The sequence below is a fragment of the Rufibacter glacialis genome (assembly GCF_008271745.1).
Classification (GTDB): Bacteria; Bacteroidota; Bacteroidia; order Cytophagales; family Hymenobacteraceae; genus Nibribacter; species Nibribacter glacialis.
Genome location: NZ_VKKZ01000010.1, coordinates 955,830 through 978,212, shown reverse-complemented (window position 1 = coordinate 978,212; position 22,383 = coordinate 955,830). Strand labels below are relative to the sequence as shown.

Below are 22,383 nucleotides of genomic sequence, written 5' to 3'. Positions count from 1 at the left end.
GCAGGAGTTCAGCCCTGTTGAGCTGACTGCCTATCAGAAAAAGTACAGGCAGGCGAAGATAATATACCTAGAGCGGAGGCTCTTTGAACTGAAAAAGGAAGCCGCTTAGGGGAGTTATATAGAAGTTGGTGGTAATACTAAAAAATGATAAAGCTCTTTATACTTTTATTCATTACTCTTTTTGGGTTTGAACCCGACACACCTAAGGTAAAGACTAAGGAAATAAGGAATTACTATCTGGAGAACGGCAAGAAAAACCTATCAGCCATCACTAAAGAGGAGTACAACAGTAATGGTGACCTTGAATACTACAGTATCTTTAAAACATCAAACAGTAGGTTAACCGAGGTATTCGTTCTGAACAGTTATGATTCCTTGAAAAGGAAGGTTAGCGTCAGGGAATATGCAATAGAGTTAAGAGATACGATTTGGACAGGAAGCAAAAAAATAGAATACTTCCCTAACCACACAGTGGAGAAAGCCTATGATGGGAACGGCAAACTTCTGTCTAGGCAAGAAAAGTTCTTCTCTGATTCTACTTCCTTACTGATTGCGAAAATCAGTTTTTCATTAGTACCTATTGAGCCTTGGAACACGGAATGGATGGAAAGTGAGAAGTATTATTACGATTCCCTAAAAAGACTAGCAAGGATTTCCCGAATAAACACCTTTGGTGCGGACAGCAAAGAGCTGGAATACGAATACACTGACGAGGCAACAACTATTTGTAGGCAGTACAGCAACAACGGAAAATTGGAAGCGGTTACAACTACATTGAAGACATTAAGGCAAAAGCTGGAGTTGTCAAAAGTCTTTTCCGACGGTGATACTCTTAAAGCTGGAACAAGAACAACCTATAACAAACATGGATTAATTGAATTCTCCCATAATTACCCAGACATTAACAAAGGTTTTTATGCAGAGTATTCCTATAAGTACAAAAAATAAAGTACTACCACCAACAAGGTGCATAAACCATTCTTCGGCCGACGGCCTTGCACGTCTCATGCACTAGACGTTGTATGGCATTTTAAAAATGAAAAATTTAGGCTTAGATAGCAGATAGCGCACTCACCGATAAACAAGCGAAAGTTAATTCAAGATGTTCCATATTGTTATTCATTGTCGGCCCAAAAAAGAAAACGAAGAGTTCTTTGGAAAAGTGATTGGAGCCTATGCTTCAATCTTACTTGACTTTAAAGACTATGATGGCGCTATGGTACTTTCAAAATATTATGTAGAAGAGAATGGGTGGGAGATTTTAGATATAGATGATGAATATTTTACATTCGACACCAAAGAAGATTTACCTGATGACTATCAACAATATTTCGATGAATTAGGTGAGTATGGATATTCTATAATATTTAATGCCTATGAGAAAGAAGAATAAAACAGCACCCGACTTTGACCACAAAGTGTTGCAGAAGTAAAAAATTAGAAAAAGAGGACGGACGGAAAAGTTGAGATTCTCCGGGAGCTGTTTTCGGGCTACTTTCCGCAAAACAGGCCAGAAACAAAAAAAACAATGCGCGTGGCAACCGCTAAAGAACAACACCATACAACAAGGTATAAACTGCACCTCGGCCGACGGCCTTCGGCGTCGTTTATACCAACCGTTAGGCAAAATAAGAATTAATGGAAATCCATAAAGGCTTCAAAATTGACTCTCCAGACTTATTCATCAATTGGGGAATAAAAAAAGCAGACTTTATCAGCTTATTCCCGGAGAGCAAGTTGAAAAAAGTGACAGGCGACTATTACACAGCCGAATGCATTTCTTTGGGCGGGCTTTCCTGTAATATTGGGTTCCACTTCGACGGGAACATCTGGGGCAAGAAATTAAAAGAGCTGGAATTTTTTAGAAACGACTATTCCAACCAAAGACAATCCTTCTATGAATTTCAGAAATACTTTGAGACCGCCTTTGGACAACCGACCACAACAACACAAGGAACAGAAGGATTCCCAAATCATAATTGGAACTTAGAATCTGGGGTGCAAATCGTCCATTACATCTTTGACCGTTTTGGGCCAGAAGAGCACATGAGAATAAGAAAGATTTAAAATAAATTACTTTGCCTAACGGACTGGTATAAAAATCATGCTACGGCCGACGGCCTAGCACGTTTTTTATACCAGTCCGTTAGTGCTAATTATAAAAATAAAATGAAGCGATACTTAACTTTTTTTCTTTTAGTCATTGGTTTGTCCGCATGCGACAAAGCGACTCAAGAAAAGAAAGTCGTTTATCATGTAATTAAAAAACCTATTGTTGATTCGACTGGCTCTACTCCACCACCACCGCCTACTTTATTTTACGGACACCACAATTTTATTGTCTCTTCAAATGGGAAAACATATTACTATTATCACAATATGCATATTTGGCCGTGTGGGAATGGAATAGACTTTTCAAGACCTGAGTTCCTCAAATTAAGACCAACCGACCTTGTTGTATTAATAGATGAAACAGTTGGTAATTTTGCAAATAATATTATTCAAGACACAAGTAGTATAGGAAAAAAAGTATTTGTATCAATTTCATCACCCAGCGACTCGATTTATAATAACCAATTTGAAATAATTCATAATATAATAGAACAAAAGAAACTGAGATACTACACAATTAGAAAAACCACCGAAGAAGAGTTAGCTGTTCTTGATGCAAAAATTAATAACAAAGAATATAATTCGGATTCAGTTGACTGGAAAGAAGGATTTGGAGGTATCCAATTTTTCCCACCAAAAGAAAAAATAACTAAGCACTAACACTGTATAAAAATCATGCTACGGCCGACGGCCTCGCTCGTTGTTTATACTAACCGTTAGCTGGAATTAAATTATGAAAGCATCATTTCCTGTTGATATTAACAGCACTAACAAAAGAATTGAGAGGCTATATATGGTGCTTTTGGGCATAGTACTTTGTAGTTGCGTGTTTTTCTATTTCATAGAACCCATATTACTACTTAACATACCATATAATTCTCCCATTTTTATCAACTCCTCTCTTGTTGTTTTTGCTATTGGCGGCTTAGCCTTAGGCTTAATGGTGATTAGTAGAAGAAATAGAAGCGCCATACTAAACATATATGGTGATTATATAGCAATCGTTTCAAAATCTAACCAAATTAAAATATTCTTTAGCGATTTGAAGAGGATTTCGTTCATTGTTCGCACATTAACTCTAAAGCCCTACAGGATTGAGTTCATATATCCAGACTTTCAACTCACCCGTTTACGATTAAAGACACAGGAGGACTTCTATGAGCTTATGGATAAAATTTATAGTATCACTCCTGAATCACTTGAAAAAAATGTAAGTCAGGTTGAGTCAAATGATTAAAAAAAACCAGCCGCTACCATTGTGCATAAGCCATGCGTCGGCCGACGGCCTCGCACGCTGTTTACACGAGACCGTTCTGTGCAATATTAAAGACTCCCTTGAAAAAACTGCTTCTGATATTCAATTTTTTTATTTCCGTTGGAAATGAGCCGATATAAGATTTTGTTTTTTTTGCGGGTTATAGCGGAGCTACGATCAGCTGGGAGGTAATTCACTTTTCAATTGACCTTAAGATGAATTTTTAAAAAATTTGGTTTATTAAATTTAAAATCGTGACGTTAAAACAATCAATTATATATTCCCTAGTCATTTTACTCTCATTCGCATTTCTTGGCTGCGATAATAATGCAATAGAACCAGACACTCAGCGAAACACCTCAGGTGCATATATGGCAGGTTATGAAATTAATTCAAGCGGAATAGCCATAGCTAAGTACTGGAAAGATGGTGTACCAACAGCCCTTAGCAATGGTACAAAAGATGCTTTTGCTACGTCTATTAATGTGTCAGGTGACGACGTATATGTGGCAGGGTATGAAATGAATGAACGTGGATATTGGGTGGCAAAATATTGGGAAAATGGCATTTCAACTGCTCTTACCGATGGAACAAAATTTGCTTACACTAATTCCATTTTTGTATCAGGTAGCGATGTGTATGTGGCAGGAAATGAATATGAAGCGAGCGGGCAAGTTGCTAAATATTGGAAAAATGGCATTGCGGTAAATCTTAATAAAGGAAATACCAATGCTGCTAAAGCAACATCCATTTATGTATCGGGCAGTGATGTGTATGTGGCAGGTTCTATTTGGGGACGTGCAATATATTGGAAAAATGGCATTGCGACAACTCTTACAGACGCCTCAAGAGAAGCTTATGCAAATTCTATTTTCGTATCAGGCAATGATGTATATGTAACAGGATATCAAGAGAATTTCAATGGAAATCAATTTGTCAAATACTGGAAAAACGGGACTGAAGTAAAGCTCACAGATGGAACAACGAAAGCCTATGCTCATTCCATTTATGTATCAGATAATAATGTGTATGTAACAGGAAACGAAGTCAATGGAAGCGGGAAAAATGCGGCTAAATATTGGAAAAATGGGGTTGGTATTAACCTTACTGATGGATCACATATAGCTAACGCTACTTCCATTTTTGTATCAGGTGACGAGGTATATATATCAGGTTACGAAGTTAATTCAAGCGGAAAATATGTGGCTAAATATTGGAAAAATGGAATTGCATTTAACCTTACCGATGGAACTAGGAACGCCGGCATCACTTCTATTTATGTAAAATATTAGTTATAAGCTAAGTGACAGGACTTGAAGTGGATACGGCAGAAAGTCGCCGAGAATGAATATTTTGGTTAATGGAACGTGCAAGAGGGAAGAATTAGCGGAATTAGAGTTTTAAGTTTTGCCAGCAGCACAATAATTTATGGAATTAAGCACTCTCAAGACGATTTATTAACGTTTAGACCAATTTCATGATACTCTAGCACAAACAAAATTTATTAAGAAGCTTAACCTTGGCTCCAAAGTAATGTTAATAACCATTCCAGCGGGAAATTGACCAGGTAGAGATTCTGTTTTATGATGGAACATGGCAAGAAACTACAATCAACTGAGGGCCTTGTTTCTTATTATTGGTAATGGAACGTCCAAACACAAATCCCATTTCATCAATAAGGGAAATAGATGCTGCACACAACATTGTATAATCACCATACCACGGCCGACGGCCTTGCACGGTTTTTATACTAGACGTTAGGCAATCAAAATACGATAGAAGTAAGAACACCTATGAAGAAGTACTTTATTCTGTTTTTGCTAACAGCTATTAGTTGGCAGCTATCTGCACAGAAAATCCAATTCGACATTTTTGGCCACCTGCAATATGAATCGAAAGAACAACGCTACAAAGCCTACTTGAAGAAAGACATTTTCAGCAATCTCATCTTCTCAGACAATCACAACAATGAGCTTACTTTCACCAAGAAGTACCTTGATTTGAAGCACCATGACTTGCTGGCGGAGGAGGAATCCCAGATAGACTTTTTCCGGAATGTAATTCGAAAATACAAATCAGACATAGGGTATAAGGCAAAATTTGAGGTGGATATATTTGAAAAGGTGGTCATGGAAGATAACCGGAACAACAAAGTGGAGATAGGGACAGACATCTTCGGCAATACTACTTATGAAGAAAAAAGAAATACTGAGAGACTCTCTATGAAAAGAGACCTTTCTGGCAATCTGGAATTCAGGTCAGGGAAAGAGCAGGCTTTTCTAAAAAGGGATATTTTCAACCGTTGGAGTTACAGCGATAGCAGTGGCAATAAGTTTGAATTCAGTGATAAAACCTGGAAGAGGCTAACCCAGGAACATGTAACCGAGGAGGATATTCTCTATTTCCTGGTGAATAGATTCCTTCACTTTTAGCCACCGCGCTTCCTTTATTACAAGGGCATTGCTGCCTCCTGCTGGGGTACACCCAGTTTATGCCTCTCTACATATAACAAGCCTCTCTTTACGCGCAGTGACACCATGTAGGGCATTCATATTAGGCGAAGCGTAAATTACATCTTCATCATTCCACCAGCACTTAGAAGCAAAGCTCGTACTTCCTCTGACATTACCGCAAAACCCGATTGCGGCCAGCAATAATCCCCACCCGCCACTTCAGCTAATACCACCCGGGCAAAAAGATTTCTCCCAACTTTGCTTAGGTTTAAGAACCCACTTTAGACACACCATGACTTTCAATTCCCAACTTGTGTTAGAGAACGAAAAAGTAATCCTTTATCCCCTGCAGGAAGTCGATTTTGAAGCCTTGTATGCGATGGCCTCAGATCCCAAGGTATGGGAACAGCACCCCAATAAAGACCGATGGAAGAAAGACGTTTTCCGCACCTATTTTGAGGGGGCCCTGCAAGGCAAAGGTGCCTTTAAGATCATTGATAAATCTACGGGGAGCGTGGCGGGCAGTACCCGCATCTATGATTACCAGGAGGAAGACAAGAGTGTCTTGATAGGGTATACGTTCTTCGGGACTGCCTACTGGGGCAAAGGGGTTAACCCCTCTGTGAAAGCTCTGATGCTGGACTACCTTTTTGGGTTTGTTTCCCGGGTGTTTTTCCATATTGGCGCCGTGAACGTCCGGTCTCAAATTGCTATTGGTCGCTTGGGCGCCAGGAAGGTGGGCGAACAGGAAGTAGCCTACTTTGGTGAACTGCCTAAACTGAATTACATCTACGTGATTGAACAAGAAGAATGGCTGGCAAACAGAAAACAGCAGCCTGACCAGCAGGTTTAAGTTGATCCTTCTAAAAAAGAACTAAAACGCGAGGTTCCTTAATTAGGCTATTCTCCAAGGGGTTTACCAATACAAGCTGTACACTTGTCTTCCAGGAAGACCTTATCTTTACCCAAGGCTGACGGCCCCTTGTGGCTCACGAATATGCCGCACTCCCTTAACAAAACATTCAAATAAAACAGAAATGACCGGCCCAGATAAGGACATCCGTTTCCCCTTGGAGCATTACAACAGGCTTTGTTTCTTGAAGAACATCATCACAAAGCCAAACATTATGGTAGGTGATTATACCTATTATGATGATTTTGAAGACGTTCACAACTTTGAGAAAAACGTCAAGTACCATTTTGACTTCGTTGGTGACAAGCTGGTCATCGGGAAGTTCTGCATGATTGCCTCCGGGGTGTCCTTTATCATGAACGGGGCCAACCACTTGACAGACGCTATCTCTGCGTACCCTTTTGCCATCTTCGGCCATGGGTGGCAAGAAGCCATGCAAGGAAAATCTTACCCCAGCAAAGGAGACACCATAGTAGGGAACGACGTCTGGATCGGGCACCAGGCCACCATCATGCCCGGGATGAAGATTGGGGACGGGGCCATTATAGCCGCGCATTCTGTGGTCACGAAAGACGTGGCGCCTTACACCATAGTAGGTGGAAACCCGGCCAAACCCATCAGGAAACGCTTTCCGGAGGAGCACATTCAAAAGCTGCTGGAACTGCAATGGTGGAACTGGGACCTAGAGAAGATAACCGCTCATGTCCATCTCCTCACAGGCGCCAACGTGGAGTCATTACCCCATTAGTAATACCCTGACTTACCTGGTACGCTCCCAACCCTCAGGCTCCTGGTTAAGCCAAAGCACCTCACCTGAATTTCCTGTTTCTTGGCTAGCTTTGCCAAACGAAGCGGTAATCGCTACCCTTCCCCACCATACCCAGAGAAGATTCTCCACTCATTTATGACGTTTTTACAAGTAGCGGGCATTCACAAACAAGGCGAGAAAGAGGAAGTTCTGAAAGATATCAGCTTTACCCAGCGGGAGTTCCAGAAGATGGCCATTGCCGGGGAAACAGGCTCAGGGAAAAGCACCTTGCTCAAGATCATCGCGGGCCTGATCCAACCCACATCGGGCATCGTCGTTTTTGAGGGCGATCGGGTCAGAGGCCCAGAGGAGAAATTGGTAGCGGGGCATCCGGGCATCGCGTATCTATCGCAGCAATATGAGCTGCCGGAGTTTCTGCGGGTGGAACAGGTTTTGCGGTATGCCAATTCCCTTACCCAGGATGAGGCCGAAGCCCTGTATGCCGTCTGCCAGATCAGCCACCTGCTTTCCCGCAGAACCGACCAACTCTCAGGCGGAGAAAGGCAACGCATCGCCCTGGCCCGCCTGCTCCTGACTTCGCCCAGGCTGCTGTTACTGGACGAGCCTTATTCCAACCTGGACACCGGCCACAAAAGCCTCCTGAAAACCGTGATCCAGGACATCAGTGATGAGCTGGACATCACCTGCCTCCTGATCTCGCATGACCCGCTGGACAGCCTTTCCTGGGCCGAGGAGATTCTGGTGCTGCAAGCGGGGCAGGTCTTACAGCAGGGCACCCCGCAAGAGATTTACCAAAAACCTGCCACTGAGTACGTAGCAGGCCTGTTCGGGAAGTATGACCTGCTTTCCCCAGCCCAGGCCAGGGCCTTCCCGGGCATTGCAGAAGATAACCTAGCAGGTAAAATGGTTCTGGTACGGCCGGAAAACTTTCAGTTAGGACGGGAAAGCCATCATGCCGTGGGCGGAAAAATACAACGGGTGACCTTCTTTGGCAGCCACTATGAAGTGGAAGTACTTTTGCCTACCGGATCCATCACCGCCAGAACCACCCTATCCCACTTCAAAAAAGAAGAAACCACCTTTGTTACCCTGGCCCCCGAAAAGGTGTGGTTTCTGTAAAAGAGCTTACCTAACAGCTGAACCGCTTCTCTTAAAAAAAACCACCAGGGGCAAAAAAGGCGTTCCAGGCCTGTTTTCTAAAAAACAGACCTGGAACGCCTTTCTATACCGCAAGCCGCAAGGAGCCTCCTTAGGGGAATAAGGTTACAGGGCCGCTACCTTGAAGGGTTTGATGTCCACCTTCTCCCACACCTTCTGTAGCAGATACGGCTCCTCGGCCAGCCATTGCTGGATGGCCTCTTCGCCCTCAAACTCCACCACCAGGGTAGAGCCAATCATCTTCTCTTCGGGGCTCAACATGGCGCCGCCTAAAATGAGGTTGCCAGACGCCTTCATCTTTTTGGCTAATTCCAGGTGGAAAGGCCGAGCCGCCATGCGTCTCTCCAGGGCTTGGGCATCAGTATAATCTAGGGCAGTAATCAAAAACTGTGGCACGTTGAATGGGTTTTGGTTCTACTGCGGAAGGTACAGAAAATAGCCTAACCTACCATAGGAACCAAGCAAACGTCAGCTGCTATTTAAAGGAAAGGCTTCTCCCGTTTCTTAATCCATCACTCAATTTGGAATGGTTAGTAGGGCCACCGCCGTTGGTTGAATCCAATTTTAGTTAGCCCTCAAATAGAGGCTTCCTGCCTTCTACCTTACTTTAAAAAAAAACCTTTTTAGTAAAGGCAAACCAAAGTACTCTAGCCCTTGCTGCGTGTGTTCACCAGCAAGGGCTGGGGTGCCTGCGTCTGGATTGTTAGTGAAAACACCAACAATGATACAGGACAGTGAAAACAGATAGACTGTCTTATGTCTTACTTTTTAAAAAAATTTAAAGATATACTAGGTGGGTTTGGGTTATCTATGGGCATTTGCAGATATTAGCCATCCAATACTTTCTCCTTTTAGTGTATGAAAAAAACTTCCCTCCTGCTACTGGTGCTTTGCACATGGCTAAGTGCCTGGCACACCGTGGCGGCCCAATCCTTCAAATTCGCCTTTGTCACCGATACCCACATTGGCTCCGCTACCGGCGGGGCCGAGGAAGACCTGGAACGCACCATTGCTGACATCAACAGCCAACCGGGCATTGACTTCGTGCTGCTTACCGGCGACATCACCGAGATGGGCACCGACGAAGAATTGAAAAAGGCGAAGCAGATCATCAGTCAGCTCAAAGTGCCTTACTACATTGTGCCCGGAAACCATGACACCGGCTGGTCAGAATCTGGGGGCGTGAGCTTTATCCGGGAGTTTGGGTCAGACAAGTTCGTGTTTGAGCACAAAGGCCTCAAGTTCATCGGGTGCGCCTCTGGCCCGTACGTGCGCATGTCAGATGGCCACATTCCCCGTGACGCCACCGTTTGGTTGGACAGTGTGTTGGCCAAAACACCCAAGAATCAGCCTATCGTGTTCATCAACCACTACCCGCTGGACAATGGCCTGGACAACTGGTATGACGCCATTGACCGGCTCAAAAAACACAACACCCAGTTCTCTATCTGCGGCCACGGCCACCAGAACCGCGTGGCAGACTCTGAAGGTTTACTGGGTACCATGGGCCGTTCCAACCTGCGCGCCAAAGCCGACATTGGCGGCTATAACCTGGTAGAGATGCGCCAGGACTCCGCTCTTTTTGCGGAGAGAACCCCGGGCGTAGGCACCAAACCGGTGTGGCGCAGAATTGCCTTGGGGTCCCGCTCCTACCAAGACGGCAAAACCTATCCGCGTCCGTCGTTTGCGGTGAATGACCAATATGCCACTACCAAAAAAGCCTGGAGCTACCACTCAGACGCCAACGTGATCTCTACTCCGGTGAGCAGCCAAGGCCTGGTGATCTTTGGGAACAGCGTGGGCAAGGTGGAGGCTTTACGCGAGAAAGACGGCCAGAAAGCGTGGTCGTTCCAGACTGGCGGGGGAGTATTCTCTTCGCCGGCGGCCTATAAAGACAAGGTGATCTTTGGCTCCGGCGACGGGCACATTTACGCCCTGAAGGCCAAAACCGGAAAACTAGCCTGGAAAACCAAAACCGATGCCTCGGTGCTGGGCTCACCGCTGGTGGAGAAAGGCATAGTGTACATTGGCGGCAGCGATGGCAAGTTCAGGGCTCTGGAAGCCGCCACGGGCAAGCAGCTCTGGGAGTTTACGGGGGTAGAAGGCGCCATTGTCAGCACGCCGCTGGCCTATGAAGGCAAGATCATCTTTGGCGCCTGGGACCGCCATCTGTACGCCCTGAACCAGAAAGACGGCACCCTGGCCTGGAAATGGAACAACGGCTCAGGTAACCGCATGTTCTCCCCGGCCATGGTGGTACCGGTGGCGCACGACGGCGTGGTCTATATTGTGGCCCCAGACCGCTTTATCACCGCCCTGGACAGCAAAACCGGGCAGGCCCTGTGGCGCAGCAAAGAAGCCACCGTGCGGGAATCCATTGGTATTTCAGCGGATAAAAAACTGGTTTATGGCAAAACCATGCAAGACGACGTGGTGGCGTTTGAAACGAACAAGACAGCGCCTAAGCTGGCCTGGCGCCTGAAAGCCGGTTTTGGCTACGAGCACATACCCTCTATGCTAATTGAAAAAGACGGCGCGGTGTTCTTCGGGACCAAGAGCGGCGTGGTCTACAGCATCAACCCCAAAACGCAGCAGGTGAACTGGGCCCACAAGATTGATAATTCCATGGTGAACACGGTAAACGTGCTGCCCAAGCGCCGCCTTTTGGCCGCCACCATGGACGGAAAAGTAGAGATGCTCACCTATTAAGGAGAATAGTTCTGGCCCTCGTTAAGCGCTCTTCTTTAAAAAAGGAGCCTGAAACCAGAAGCCTTTACAATCAGAAAATCCCTTCCTTTTTAGGAGGGGATTTTTTTGACCCAGCTAATTGATTTGGCGCCCTTTTTACCAAAACACCAGGAAAACTACCAGAAAAGAAACCTTGAATCCTCTGTTTTTCCCCAGCCAGGACCTGGTAAGCCAGGTGCGGTTCTTCAAGGCACTTTTTCTTCTAAGCTGTCAGCTAGACTTTCTGAGTCAATGGATTAAACCATTCGGCTTGGCGGGTGTCAAAGGAGCTCCGTCGGCCAGAGGAAAGAGAAGGAGAAATAGGGAATCACTGGTGTATGGTCTACCAATTGCTTTATTTAGTTCCTTGCCCGCCTTTTCAGTATGGCTAGAAGAAACCTGCTTTTTCTCCAATGCACCCTCGTGTCCCTCCTTCTGGCAGGGTCTCTCCTGCTTTCTTCCGGTTCGGCCGGGGCCGCTCCTGCTATCTCCAGCATGTGGCAAACAGGCGGGGTACTGGTGACCGGCACCGTGGTAGATGCGGCCTCTAAAGCGCCGGTAGACTTTGCCACCGTGGCGCTGCAAGACCAGGAAGGCAAACCCATTACGGGCGTTCCCTGTGATGCCCACGGCACGTTCACGTTGCCCAAAGTAGGCCCCGGTTCCTATATTCTGGCCATCAGTTTCATTGGGTATAAAACCAAGCTGCACCCCATTACCGTGCCGACGGGTACGGCTCCGGTACAATTGGGGCAGATTCTGCTGGAGTCTGACAGCAAGGCCCTGGAGGAAGTGGTGGTCACCGGCGAGAAAGACCTGATTCAGCAAACCGACGACGGCATGGTCTACAACGCGGAGAACGACATTACCAACATTGGCGGCACCGCCGCCGATGTGCTCAAGAAAGTGCCTTCGCTGGCCATGGACATAGACGGGAACGTGGAAATGCGGGGCAGCACCAAGGTCAAGATCCTGATCAACGGCAAACCCTCTACCATGCTCGCAGATAACCTGGCCGAGGCGCTGCAGCAGATCCCGGCTGACCTGATCAAAAGCGTGGAGGTGATCACGAGCCCCTCGGCTAAATATGATGCCGAAGGCACCGCCGGGGTCATCAACATCATCACCAAGCAAAGCTCCATGGAAGGCATGACCGGCCAGGTGACCGCCACCGCCGGAAACCGCTCCAACAACCTTAACACCAACCTGAACCTGCGCAGGAAGAAGTTCGGGCTTCGGGGCAGCGTGGGCGGCAACTTCAACGACCGGGTGGGTGATGCAGAATCTGACCAGGTGTATTTCAGGGAAGAGAACCTGATTCAGACGCCCACCAAACTCATTCAGCAGAGCAGCACCTTTGAAAACAACGGCCGTTCTCTTTTCACGCAACTGGGCGGCGACTATGATTTCAACGAGCAGAACAACCTCAGCGCCACTGTGCGCCTCAACCGTTCCCGCAACCTAAGTGACCGCACCCTTTCCACGTCCCAGTTCACGCCCGCGGGCGAGGAGCAGGTGCAGAATTACCGGTTCCGGGACATTGACAACCTAAACCACCACCACGGGGTTGAGACCAACCTACACTATAAGAGGCGCTTCCAGAAGAAAGGGCAGGAACTGGCCGTCATGGCTATTTTCAACCAGAACGGGAGCGAAAGCGAGTATTCCCTCACCGAGGAGAACAATACCCAGGCCATTACACGGCTGGAACAGAGCGACAACCACAGCACCAACCGGGAACTCACCTTCCAGGCGGATTACGCGCACCCCCTGGAGAAACTGGGCCATCTGGAAGGCGGGGTGCGGGCCGTGTTGCGCCACGCCGGCAGCGACTATGATTTCCTGTTCTCCCGCTCTGCCCAGGCACCTTTGGTGGAAGACCCCGCGCGCTCTAACCTGTTCACCTATGACCAGGATGTGTATTCCTCTTATCTGTCGTACACCTACCGCTGGAAGAAAACCTATACCCTGCGCGTGGGCGGGCGCTATGAATACACGGCCGTGACCGGCCACTTTACCACCAACCACGTGGAAACCGACCTGGAAAAGCCTTTCCATAACTTCATGCCCAATATCATGCTCATGAAGCGTTTTAAGAACGACCAGCGCCTGCGGTTCAGCTATTCCACGCGCATCCAGCGGCCGGGCATGCAACAGCTGAACCCGTACCGCAATGAGAGCAACCAACTCAACATCCGCTACGGCAATCCCAACCTGGACGCGGAGATCACCCACAACGCAGAGCTGAACTACAGCTGGCTTCTGAAGACCACTAATTTCAATGCCTCTGCCTACTGGCGGCAAACGAACAATGACATCTCGCAGTACCAATTTCCCATCAAAGAAAACAACGACACCCTGCACACCACCTTCGCCAATCTGGGCAAAAACGCCACCTACGGCTCCAGCCTCTCGGTCTCTTCCCGCTTCTGGCAGAAAGGGCAGGCCGGCCTCAACCTGAACCTATTCTACAACGACCTCACCAGTTTCAGGGGCCGCGAGGTCATCCAGCGGGCGGGGTTCATGTATAACCTGAGCGGAAACGTCTCTTACCGGTTCGTGAATGATTTCAGCGTGCAGACGGCTGGTTCCTTCAACTCGCCGCGGCTGTCCTTGCAGAGCCGAAGCACCTATACCTACTCTTACAGCCTGGGCCTGCGCAAGGAATTCTGGAAGCGCAAAGGCGGCCTGAGTTTGAACGTAGAGAACTTCCTGTTCAGCAACAACGCCATCAGAACCACGGTCAACAACACCAACTCCTACAATCACAACCAGAACAACAACTACAACCGCGTGGTGCGGGTGAGCTTCAACTACCGTTTCGGGAAAATGGAGTTTAAACGCGACAAGGCGCTGGAGCGGTTGACCGGCGAAGGCGGGAAAAAGAAAGGGTAACTGGCGTAAAAACTACACCATGCACTCCCGCGCATGCTCGTGCCGGTTTAGGAAAAAGAAAGGTTAACTGGGGTAAAAACCAGGCACCGCCTTGTCTCTTACTAGTCCTCCGGCAGTACCAAAGTTATAGCCCATATATAAAAATCGAGATTGACACTCAAACAAGAATATAGACAATTCCTTGAAGAGAATTTCAGAGGTTTGAAAATCAAAGCACCCTTGTTCTTCAACTGGGGCAATGCCTTGAGGTTTGACCTCCAGGTGGGTGAAACGAACACGGATGAATACTTTCAAGAAGTGGAGCGACGGGCAATAGCCTTGTTTGAGGCTGCTTTCAAGCTAAACGATAGAATTTACCTTGTTCTGCAGGAGCGCACTGACAAACGCGGGAAAATAAGGTTCTCCAATTACTGCTTCAAGCAAATCAAAGGGCTGACAAAGGAAGGATTGACGTACTTTAAAGTCCACAGGCTTTATGAGCCAGCCGATAAGACAGACATATGGAATGTTGCAGTCGCTAAACTCACAACTGACAGGGTGGACTACCGCAATATTTTAGCGGCCATTAGTGTTGTGGATTTCCCTCCTCGGCAACCTAGGTTGGATAGCAGGGGTTTTCTCACGCACAAAGAGGTTTTCTTCCTGAACATTGACAGAAAGTTAATCTACTACATGTATGATGACCGTGGGCTGGATATTGTGGCGAAGGACAGGGAAACTCTTTTGCCTATATACCATGAATTCAACGACTGGATTCTGGAATGTAATCGTGAGCAAATTGATAACGCCCTAAAGAAAAACGGGCTATAACAAGGTGCATAAGCCATGCTACGGCCGAGGGCCTGCACGCCTCATGCACGAGATCGATAGTCTGAAAAAGCCTAAGACAGAGGCGCCCTTCATGATTTGTCTCTTCCCCATCAGGTCTCCCGGCCTTATACCCAATCGGGATCATCTTTGCGTTTTTAATTATCCAGAACTGCTGATGACCACAACCATTACTGTTGTTAGCTCGCCCAAGGCACTTATTTTCTTTCTTATGCGCCTGCTTTCCTTCTTCTGCACACAGAAAGATTCCCCCTTTGAAGGGGGCGAAGGGGGAAATTTACTCCTGCCGGTCAAGGCGTTTTCTTTTGGCGAATTTCCCAATCTTTTCCTGCCAAACCAAGGATGGCCGTCGCGTTCTACGGGCGTTTGCCACTTCTCTCCTTGATGCTCAACGGAACCAAAAGAATCAAGAAGTTCCGAACCTCCGCCTCCCTCCAGGTGGCTGCCTTGCCAGAGGAGGCGCGGTTAGGCAGGCCTCGTTAACAAACTGCCTCTCTCCTGTTCCTCCCGTTAAATCAGGCCTATTTAAGGAGGGTGCCATGTAAATCGTTTTGGCCGCACTTTCAGAAAACAGCCCCTAAACCTCCTTCCCTAGTTAAAATCAGGGTCGCCTTCAACAGAGGTACAAGGCCAAAGGGAAGAGGTGAAAGGTTAAAATTTGCATCTCTGGAACATGCTTGCTTTTCTAATGCGTATACGTACTTTCGCGGACAGACAAATACGACAAACTATGACCAACAACGATATCATGAAAAAACTGCGCGTGGCGCTCCAACTCCGGGATGATGACATCGTCGATATCCTGAAGTTGGTGGACTTCAACGTGACCAAAAGTGAACTAGGGGCTATTTTCCGTAAAGAAGACCACCCCAACTACAAGCCCTGTGGTGACCAACTGCTGCGTAACTTCCTGAACGGACTGGTCATTCACATGCGCGGCACTCCGGAGGAAAAGAAACCCGCTGCTACTCCTGCCCCGGCCCGTAAACCCATGGCCTACCCTCCCCGCAAGAAATAGAAAGTAATCCATTTGCATCATGGCCGTTTCAGGGCTGCTTTATAGAAAAGCGCCCTGAAACGGCTTTTTTGTGTCTGTTTAGGGAGGTCCTATTTCCCTGCTGTTTCCTGAAAAGCAGCCAAAAACTTCCACCTTGGGCAGGACTCAAACTTAATTGTTGGTAAATTTTAAGGCAGCCCAAAACCAACCTTCCCATCCTTTTTAATCCTTTAAAAACGAGAGAAACCAAAGTCTGAAAAAAAAATTAACTTAAAGTTAAGTTGCATAACTAAATATTAAGTTATACGTTTAGTCAAGCAAACAACTTCCTCCTTATGAAAGAGTTAACCAAAGCCGAAGAGCAGGTGATGCAGATTCTATGGAGCCTGGGAAAGGGTTTCGTGAAGGATGTGATCGAGCAGTTTCCTGAGCCTAAACCAATCTACAACTCCGTCTCCACCATCATCCGGATCCTGGAAAAGAAAGGCTTTGTAGGCTACACGGCCTACGGGAAAACGCATGAGTATTATCCCCTCATCCAGAAGAGCGACTACCAGCGGTTTTTCCTGAAGAATTTTGTCAGCGGCTATTTTGGCGGCTCTTTTAAGCGCATGGTCTCATTCTTCGCCAAGGAAGAGGAACTAGATGTGAAAGAACTGGAAGACCTGGTACGGTATGTAAAGGATAACACAAAAAAAGACGACCATGCATCATAGCCTTGTTACCTACCTCGCGGAGTCCACGGTTTGCCTGCTGGCCTTTTACTTGCTGTACCTGCTTCTGTTGCGCAATGAGGCGTGCTTCCGGTACAACCGCTTCTATTTACTGGGTGCCACCGTGGTTTCTTTTCTGCTTCCTTTTATGGAAGTACCTTCTTTTCAGGAGGTAGCTGTCATTCCACCTTTAGTGCCTTCTCTCACGCCCTATGTAGTAAAGGTAGCGGTTGAAGGAGAACCTATCTCAAGTAGCACTATGGTAGGCTGGGATTCTGTTCTGCTGCTTCTCTATGGAATAGGGGTGGGCGTATTTGCTTTCCGATTCGTGCGGCAGTTGTACCACCTGTACAATTATATCCAGAAGCAAAAAGGGCGGGAAGAGAAGGTGCACAGCCTCACTGTTATTCCCACCCACGGAGAATGGCCCACGTTTTCTTTCTTCCGGTACATCTTCTGGGACAACTCACAACCGCTGACTCAGGAAGAACAGGCCCGCATTCTGCAGCATGAACGGGTGCACGTGACCCAGGGGCACAGCTATGATCTGGTGTTCCTGGAGCTTTTAGCCATTGTATTCTGGTTTAACCCCCTCCTCTTTCTCTACCGGAAAGCGCTCATGGTAACCCATGAATTCCTGGCTGATGCGCAGGTCATTCAAACCGAGGACAGAACAGGCTACGGACTGCTCCTGGCCAGACAGGTTTTACAAAAGAACAATTTTACCCTAGGGCATCACTTCAATAAATCTCTCACTCTAAAACGACTGAAAATGATTCACGAACCCAACCGCCGAACCTCCAAAGTGAAACAAGTCTTGGCCTTCCCGCTGCTGGGTTTGCTGGCTCTTTCGCTTTCTTCCAATCAATTGGCTACGCAGGAAAATGCCTCCTCTGCTGCCTCCACCCCGGCTGCCTCCACTTCCCCTGCAGAGCCTCAATTTCCCGGCGGAACGCCAGCTCTGGTGAAGTTCCTGGCCAACGAAATGAGGATACCGGCCAGTTCTCAAAAGAACAACGAATACGGAGGAGTATTTGTGCAAGTAACCGTCGCAAAAGATGGTACTCCTGGCAATTTCAAAGTGCTACAGGCCCGCCATGCCTCTTTAGAGCAGGAAGTGTTACGGGTGGTGAAGTTGATGCCCACCTGGGAGGCCCACGGCGCTACTTCCCCGGTGACTTATGTTATTCCTTTTGCCATCATTATTGATGGGTTTAAAAATGACAAGAACGCCATCAAGCAGGAATTTGAGCAAGACTTGACCAAGGTCACCGCACAGTTCCAGGGCAAAGCTTTCAAAATTGCTCCACCCATTTACCTTACCGGATACGGTCCTTTAGAATAATCTAAACGGGACAGGGTCTACCCTTAGTTAAAACACCTAAAAAAGCGCTAGAAATGAATCTAGCGCTTTTTGCTTTTAAGGCGGTTTTACAGAAATCAGGCAGTAAACCTACTCATCCTTTATGATGTTCTGCTTACCCCTGCGCCGCAGAAACCGTTTCCTGCTCTAACTGGCGCTCCCGGGTGTTGCAATGCGTGCAGCCACCAGAGCAGGCGGTTTTATGGGCCTGGTACAGGTTCAGCAGTGGGGTGTGCAAGTGGTAGGCGCTGGTTTTGCGGTAACGGCCTGAGAAATATTCGTGCAGCAGGTGCGTGTCACGGGTGGCTACCACAAACAGGTCTGGGGTGTACAGCTCTGAGAAATCATTGAAGCCCTCTAACAGGTCTTCCTCTTCCTGGCAGACAATGGTCGTGTTGCGGTACGTGAGTTCAGCCCGTAGTTGAGTTGCTGCTTTCTGCAGTTGGCACAGTTGCACTGCCTCTACGTTGCCGTGCAGGTGCAACAGCGTGAGGTGGGCAGAGAAGGTTCGGGCCAGCTTTTGCACCCGCTCCAGCACCCCGGCGTCCAGGTCTGTGAGGTCTACGCTGAGCACTATCTCTTTCAGGGGCTGGAACAGGGCCTGGGGCGGCACCAGCAGCATGGGACAAGACGCGAATTCAGGGAGGGAAAGCACCTGTCCGGGGGCAATGTCCTCCAGCAGCGCCTCCGGATTGGCCACCAGCAAATCTACCCGGTGGTTCTCTACCACCGAAGGCAGGTTCTCGCGCAGAAAGCCGCTCCGTACCACGCAGAAACGGGTGAGGCTTTTAAGGGCCGGGCCCATGTACCTATCCGTGAACGACCCCAGGCGCGACATGAGATGACTTTGGTAGGTGGCGGTCAATTGCGTATCACCGGCACAATGCAGCAGCACAATATCTGCACCGAGGTGGGCGGCCAACTGGCTGGCATATTGTAAGGCGGCCACGCAGGCATCTGTAAAATTAAAGGGCAGCAGGATTCTTGGGTTCGGCTTCATGAAGGTAAGGTTATAACGAACTATCGGGTTAGGGAACATGGCACACCGGGGCGGCCTGTTCAGTGGAAACTAGTTTGGGGCTCAGGTAGGGCACGCCCAGGTTCAGGCCCCGCAGAATGAACAAGACCGCCAGGCAGGCCGCTACGTAAGGCACGGCATTCCGCATGAGCGCCCGCCACCTGGGCTGGACCAGGCGGCCCGACAGTGATACGAGCCACATGAGCGGCAGCGTGCCCAGCCCGAACAGGGCCATGTAGAGCATGGCCCCGCCCACCCCCGGCGCACTCACGGCTCCGGCCAAGGCAAAGTAGACCATGCCGCAGGGCAAGAGTCCGTTCAACACCCCCACCATGAACAAAGCCCCCACTGATGGATTCTGAAACCGTTTGCCCATGGCCTTTCGCACCGCATTCCACCAACGGTGGGTGCCCAGCCACTGGCCGGCGTTTTCGGCGGGTATTTTAGGAAGGAGCACCAAAAGGAGCATGAGCAGGCCAGAGGCGATGGAGAGGACTTGTTGCCAGCCGGCCAGTTGCAGGGTACGGCCCAACAGTCCGGCGGCCAGGCCCAGGGTGGTGTAAGTAGTCACGCGGCCCAGGTTGTACAGGAGCCGGCCTCCCACAAAGGAAACGCCGGATCCCCTGCCAACGGGCAGCGCCATGGCAATGGGGCCGCACATCCCCACGCAATGGAAACTACTAATAAAGCCAATGATCAACCCTGCCCACCACATGCCCTATAGCGTAACCTCCTGCACGTGGTAATACTCTTTGCCGTCTTTCTGGACCATCAGCTGCACCCGCCACCGCCCTTTCTTCAGCGTAGCGGTAGACAAGAGCTGAAGCCCCTCGGCGTTCAGTTGAAGCGGCACAATCACGTCTAGCTTGCCGTCTGATGGCCGGAAGAGGTGTACCGTACCAGTGGCGTTGGCTAACTCCACCGGAAACCGGATAACCAATTGCTCTGCGGCCGGCACCGGCATAACATGGATGGGCTGTTCCAGCGCCCGGGCCTGGGTCATCTGTTGCATGCGTTGGGCATAGGCCAGTTCCTCAGCGTAATACTCCTGGCTCACCAGGTTCACATCACTCTGCATGGCACTGTACACCATAAACCCGATGTAGCTCGCGAAAAAGACAAAAACCATAATGATGAGGTAAGGCAGCAAAGAGCGCTGCTTGGTCTGGATAAAGGTGGTAGGGGTAGCCATAGTTGTTTCTGATAGTCAGTTTTTGGATGTTTAAAGGAAAAGGCAAGGAAAACGCTTCTTCCTTTTATTCTTTGTGCGAGGTTCTGTATATGCTGATCTGCTTGCCAGCTCTTGGATCCCGGCAGATCTGGAGACTCGCGTCCTCCTCAATCACAAGATTGTAGTCCCGCGCCAAAGGACCTTTTTCCATCCGCAAATTTTCAAATCTTCAAATTTTCAAATCCTATAGCACATTGAGCAATTAGCACATTACCTCCCCGGTCCCAGGAACTTGGTTTTTTCGGTGGCGATAAGTTTGTCGCCGCTGTACACCCCTATCTCAATCTTAGACGAGGCAGATTCCAGGCTGTTTTCAGGGATTTCGGCAAAAAACACCCCTTCCACCAGCCCTTGCCGGGGCAATACCAACTCATTGCGCACCACTTGGATTGATCCTTCGGAAGACAGCACTTTTAGGATGATGGGCAGTTCCTGGTCGGTTTTGTTGATGAGGGTGATGTTGTAGAGGTTGGTGACGGTGCCGTGGTCTGTTTGCTGGTAGAGCATGCCCGGCGTGCGCAAAATGGTGGCCTCAATGTTGGTGCGGGTAATGAGCAGCACAACGAACGCGCCTACCAACAGCACCAAAACCGCGGTGTAGGCTTTCATGCGGGCGGTGAACCTCCAGGGCATCTTCTCCGCGATGCTCTCTTCTGAGGCCACCCGAATAAGGCCTTGCGGTTTGTTTACCAGGTCCATGATAGAGTTGCAGACATCAATGCAGGCGGTACAGTTGATACACTCCATCTGCTGCGCGCCGTTTCGGATGTCTATTCCCGTGGGGCACACCTGCACGCACTGGTGACAGTCAATACAGTCGCCCTGGGTGCGCACCTGGTTTTTGCGGAGTTTCCCGCGGGGCTCACCACGCTCGAAGTCATAGGCTACCGTCAGGGATTTCTTATCCAGCATGACGCCCTGCAACCGGCCGTACGGGCACACAATGGTACATACCTGCTCCCGGAACTTGGCAAACACAAAGTAGAACACGCCCGTGAACAGTACCAGGGAAAACAAGCCGCCCACGTGGGCGCCAAGCCCATCAGTCATGATTTTCTGCAGTTGCTCTACCCCAATGATGTACGCCAGAAAGGTGTGGGCAATGAAGAAAGACACCAGCACGAACAAGGTGTGCTTGGCGGTTTTCTTCCAGACTTTCTCGGTGGTCCAGGGCGCTTTGTCCAAGGCTTTCTGTTTTGGGGCATCTCCTTCTATCCAGTACTCTATGCGGCGGAACACCATCTCCATGAATATGGTCTGGGGACACACCCAACCGCACCACACCCTGCCGTACACCACCGTGAACAGAATGATGAACAGGATGAAGGCCATGAAACCCACCAGCAGAATGAAGAAGTCCTGGGGCCAGAAGATCATGCCAAAGAGGACGAACTTGCGGGCCGGGATATTGAACAGCAGGAAGGGCAAGCCGCTCACTTTCAGGAACGGCCCCGAAAACAACAGCGTCAGGAGCGCGTAGCTCACGTACTTGCGGTACTGGTACAGTTTGCCGCAGGGCTTTTTAGGGTACAGCCACACCAGTTTCCCGTCTTTGCCTACCGTGGAGATGGTGTCACGGTAGGTTTCTGGATCTGTTACGGTTATACTCATGGTCTCTTACCGGTTGTGCGCCCGGCAGCGAGGAGGGGGTGTTGTTTTACTCTGCTTTGCTCAGGCGTTTGTTCCTTTATAGCATGGTGTAAAAGTACCGGGACCGGTAGCTGATTCCCATTTCAGGCGTCATTGAAGGATATGATCTTCGTCATGTTTTGAGGGAGAAGCTTTGTTTTAGAAGAAATTTTAGGAAAATAGGCTGGAAAGGAACGCCTCTTTTTAGGAGATGGCCGGGACCGCAGGTTGCCTATAACCATTGGCATGTGTATATAAGTTTGGAGCATGCAGTATGTAGTTCCCTTGGCTTTTCCGCTTCTAGCGTTGATCCATGAGCGGC

The 22,383-nt window shown here is 48.6% G+C and carries 22 protein-coding genes; 17 read left to right on the top strand and 5 right to left on the bottom strand.

Annotation, left to right across the window (positions count from 1 at the left end):
* Positions 1–144: 144 nt before the first annotated feature.
* The 10 genes from FOE74_RS04870 (at position 145) to FOE74_RS04825 (ending at position 8,621) form a co-directional block, all read left to right on the top strand.
* Positions 145–948 (top strand): hypothetical protein, encoded by an 804-nt coding sequence (locus FOE74_RS04870; protein ID WP_149097456.1) that lies wholly within the window; start codon positions 145–147, stop codon positions 946–948.
* A 154-nt stretch (positions 949–1,102) separates the two neighbouring features.
* Positions 1,103–1,393, top strand: coding sequence for a hypothetical protein (locus FOE74_RS04865; protein WP_149097455.1), 291 nt, complete (start codon positions 1,103–1,105; stop codon positions 1,391–1,393).
* 245 nt (positions 1,394–1,638) lie between these two features.
* The gene (locus FOE74_RS04860) at positions 1,639–2,067 is read left to right on the top strand and encodes a hypothetical protein (RefSeq protein ID WP_149097454.1); all 429 of its coding nucleotides are present in this window, start codon (positions 1,639–1,641) and stop codon (positions 2,065–2,067) included.
* A 102-nt stretch (positions 2,068–2,169) separates the two neighbouring features.
* Positions 2,170–2,772 (top strand): hypothetical protein, encoded by a 603-nt coding sequence (locus FOE74_RS04855; protein WP_149097453.1) that lies wholly within the window; start codon positions 2,170–2,172, stop codon positions 2,770–2,772.
* 73 nt (positions 2,773–2,845) lie between these two features.
* Positions 2,846–3,349: a hypothetical protein gene (locus FOE74_RS04850; protein WP_149097452.1), complete on the top strand. Its 504-nt coding sequence runs from the start codon at positions 2,846–2,848 to the stop codon at positions 3,347–3,349.
* A gap of 272 nt (positions 3,350–3,621) precedes the next feature.
* Entirely contained in the window at positions 3,622–4,659 is a 1,038-nt protein-coding gene (locus FOE74_RS04845; protein WP_149097451.1) for a hypothetical protein, read from the top strand.
* A gap of 501 nt (positions 4,660–5,160) precedes the next feature.
* The gene (locus tag FOE74_RS04840) at positions 5,161–5,799 is read left to right on the top strand and encodes a hypothetical protein (protein ID WP_149097450.1); all 639 of its coding nucleotides are present in this window, start codon (positions 5,161–5,163) and stop codon (positions 5,797–5,799) included.
* Positions 5,800–6,112: 313 nt separating this feature from the next.
* Entirely contained in the window at positions 6,113–6,673 is a 561-nt protein-coding gene (locus tag FOE74_RS04835; RefSeq protein ID WP_149097449.1) for a GNAT family N-acetyltransferase, read from the top strand.
* Positions 6,674–6,857: 184 nt separating this feature from the next.
* A complete protein-coding gene (locus FOE74_RS04830) occupies positions 6,858–7,481 on the top strand; it encodes a CatB-related O-acetyltransferase (protein WP_149097448.1) in 624 nt (207 codons plus the stop codon).
* Between the two features lie 156 nt (positions 7,482–7,637).
* Positions 7,638–8,621, top strand: a complete 984-nt coding sequence (locus tag FOE74_RS04825; RefSeq protein ID WP_149097447.1) for an ABC transporter ATP-binding protein — start codon at positions 7,638–7,640, stop codon at positions 8,619–8,621.
* Between the two features lie 144 nt (positions 8,622–8,765).
* Here FOE74_RS04825 and FOE74_RS04820 read toward each other — a convergent pair whose 3' ends face one another.
* Positions 8,766–9,056: a YciI family protein gene (locus FOE74_RS04820; RefSeq protein ID WP_149097446.1), complete on the bottom strand. Its 291-nt coding sequence runs from the start codon at positions 9,054–9,056 to the stop codon at positions 8,766–8,768.
* 462 nt (positions 9,057–9,518) lie between these two features.
* Here FOE74_RS04820 and FOE74_RS04815 point away from each other — a divergent pair, with 462 nt between their 5' ends.
* The 7 genes from FOE74_RS04815 (at position 9,519) to FOE74_RS04785 (ending at position 18,165) form a co-directional block, all read left to right on the top strand.
* Positions 9,519–11,369: an outer membrane protein assembly factor BamB family protein gene (locus FOE74_RS04815; RefSeq protein ID WP_149097445.1), complete on the top strand. Its 1,851-nt coding sequence runs from the start codon at positions 9,519–9,521 to the stop codon at positions 11,367–11,369.
* 402 nt (positions 11,370–11,771) lie between these two features.
* Entirely contained in the window at positions 11,772–14,282 is a 2,511-nt protein-coding gene (locus tag FOE74_RS04810; protein ID WP_149097444.1) for a TonB-dependent receptor domain-containing protein, read from the top strand.
* 150 nt (positions 14,283–14,432) lie between these two features.
* Positions 14,433–15,092, top strand: a complete 660-nt coding sequence (locus FOE74_RS04805) for a DUF3885 domain-containing protein (RefSeq protein WP_149097443.1) — start codon at positions 14,433–14,435, stop codon at positions 15,090–15,092.
* 43 nt (positions 15,093–15,135) lie between these two features.
* Positions 15,136–15,495 carry a hypothetical protein gene (locus FOE74_RS21155; protein ID WP_192576591.1) on the top strand — a complete coding sequence of 120 codons (360 nt, stop codon included), beginning with the start codon at positions 15,136–15,138 and terminating at the stop codon, positions 15,493–15,495.
* 345 nt (positions 15,496–15,840) lie between these two features.
* Positions 15,841–16,128: a DUF1456 family protein gene (locus tag FOE74_RS04795; protein ID WP_149097441.1), complete on the top strand. Its 288-nt coding sequence runs from the start codon at positions 15,841–15,843 to the stop codon at positions 16,126–16,128.
* A 314-nt stretch (positions 16,129–16,442) separates the two neighbouring features.
* Positions 16,443–16,823 carry a BlaI/MecI/CopY family transcriptional regulator gene (locus tag FOE74_RS04790; RefSeq protein ID WP_149097440.1) on the top strand — a complete coding sequence of 127 codons (381 nt, stop codon included), beginning with the start codon at positions 16,443–16,445 and terminating at the stop codon, positions 16,821–16,823.
* The gene (locus tag FOE74_RS04785; RefSeq protein WP_149097439.1) at positions 16,813–18,165 is read left to right on the top strand and encodes a M56 family metallopeptidase; all 1,353 of its coding nucleotides are present in this window, start codon (positions 16,813–16,815) and stop codon (positions 18,163–18,165) included. The genes FOE74_RS04790 and FOE74_RS04785 overlap by 11 nt, the downstream gene beginning before the upstream one ends.
* Positions 18,166–18,298: 133 nt before the next feature.
* Here the strand turns inward: FOE74_RS04785 and FOE74_RS04780 are convergent, their stop codons facing one another.
* From FOE74_RS04780 to ccoG, 4 genes are all read right to left on the bottom strand, one after another.
* Positions 18,299–19,183: a universal stress protein gene (locus tag FOE74_RS04780; RefSeq protein WP_188686242.1), complete on the bottom strand. Its 885-nt coding sequence runs from the start codon at positions 19,181–19,183 to the stop codon at positions 18,299–18,301.
* A 28-nt stretch (positions 19,184–19,211) separates the two neighbouring features.
* Positions 19,212–19,916, bottom strand: a complete 705-nt coding sequence (locus FOE74_RS04775; RefSeq protein ID WP_149097437.1) for a sulfite exporter TauE/SafE family protein — start codon at positions 19,914–19,916, stop codon at positions 19,212–19,214.
* A gap of 3 nt (positions 19,917–19,919) precedes the next feature.
* Positions 19,920–20,393, bottom strand: a complete 474-nt coding sequence (locus FOE74_RS04770) for a FixH family protein (RefSeq protein ID WP_149097436.1) — start codon at positions 20,391–20,393, stop codon at positions 19,920–19,922.
* A gap of 249 nt (positions 20,394–20,642) precedes the next feature.
* A complete protein-coding gene (gene ccoG / locus FOE74_RS04765) occupies positions 20,643–22,043 on the bottom strand; it encodes a cytochrome c oxidase accessory protein CcoG (protein ID WP_149097435.1) in 1,401 nt (466 codons plus the stop codon).
* Positions 22,044–22,383 lie beyond the last annotated feature (340 nt).

Excerpts from the sequence above, each read along its gene's own strand:
- FOE74_RS04870 (WP_149097456.1), top strand. The coding sequence starts at position 145 with ATGATAAAGCTCTTTATACTTTTATTCATTACTCTTTTTGGGTTTGAA.
- FOE74_RS04865 (WP_149097455.1), top strand. The coding sequence starts at position 1,103 with ATGTTCCATATTGTTATTCATTGTCGGCCCAAAAAAGAAAACGAAGAG.
- FOE74_RS04860 (WP_149097454.1), top strand. The coding sequence starts at position 1,639 with ATGGAAATCCATAAAGGCTTCAAAATTGACTCTCCAGACTTATTCATC.
- FOE74_RS04855 (WP_149097453.1), top strand. The coding sequence starts at position 2,170 with ATGAAGCGATACTTAACTTTTTTTCTTTTAGTCATTGGTTTGTCCGCA.
- FOE74_RS04850 (WP_149097452.1), top strand. The coding sequence starts at position 2,846 with ATGAAAGCATCATTTCCTGTTGATATTAACAGCACTAACAAAAGAATT.
- FOE74_RS04840 (WP_149097450.1), top strand. The coding sequence starts at position 5,161 with ATGAAGAAGTACTTTATTCTGTTTTTGCTAACAGCTATTAGTTGGCAG.
- FOE74_RS04835 (WP_149097449.1), top strand. The coding sequence starts at position 6,113 with ATGACTTTCAATTCCCAACTTGTGTTAGAGAACGAAAAAGTAATCCTT.
- FOE74_RS04830 (WP_149097448.1), top strand. The coding sequence starts at position 6,858 with ATGACCGGCCCAGATAAGGACATCCGTTTCCCCTTGGAGCATTACAAC.
- FOE74_RS04825 (WP_149097447.1), top strand. The coding sequence starts at position 7,638 with ATGACGTTTTTACAAGTAGCGGGCATTCACAAACAAGGCGAGAAAGAG.
- FOE74_RS04815 (WP_149097445.1), top strand. The coding sequence starts at position 9,519 with ATGAAAAAAACTTCCCTCCTGCTACTGGTGCTTTGCACATGGCTAAGT.
- FOE74_RS04810 (WP_149097444.1), top strand. The coding sequence starts at position 11,772 with ATGGCTAGAAGAAACCTGCTTTTTCTCCAATGCACCCTCGTGTCCCTC.
- FOE74_RS21155 (WP_192576591.1), top strand. The coding sequence starts at position 15,136 with ATGCACGAGATCGATAGTCTGAAAAAGCCTAAGACAGAGGCGCCCTTC.
- FOE74_RS04795 (WP_149097441.1), top strand. The coding sequence starts at position 15,841 with ATGACCAACAACGATATCATGAAAAAACTGCGCGTGGCGCTCCAACTC.
- FOE74_RS04790 (WP_149097440.1), top strand. The coding sequence starts at position 16,443 with ATGAAAGAGTTAACCAAAGCCGAAGAGCAGGTGATGCAGATTCTATGG.
- FOE74_RS04785 (WP_149097439.1), top strand. The coding sequence starts at position 16,813 with ATGCATCATAGCCTTGTTACCTACCTCGCGGAGTCCACGGTTTGCCTG.
- FOE74_RS04780 (WP_188686242.1), bottom strand. The coding sequence starts at position 19,183 with ATGAAGCCGAACCCAAGAATCCTGCTGCCCTTTAATTTTACAGATGCC.
- FOE74_RS04775 (WP_149097437.1), bottom strand. The coding sequence starts at position 19,916 with ATGTGGTGGGCAGGGTTGATCATTGGCTTTATTAGTAGTTTCCATTGC.
- FOE74_RS04770 (WP_149097436.1), bottom strand. The coding sequence starts at position 20,393 with ATGGCTACCCCTACCACCTTTATCCAGACCAAGCAGCGCTCTTTGCTG.
- ccoG (WP_149097435.1), bottom strand. The coding sequence starts at position 22,043 with ATGAGTATAACCGTAACAGATCCAGAAACCTACCGTGACACCATCTCC.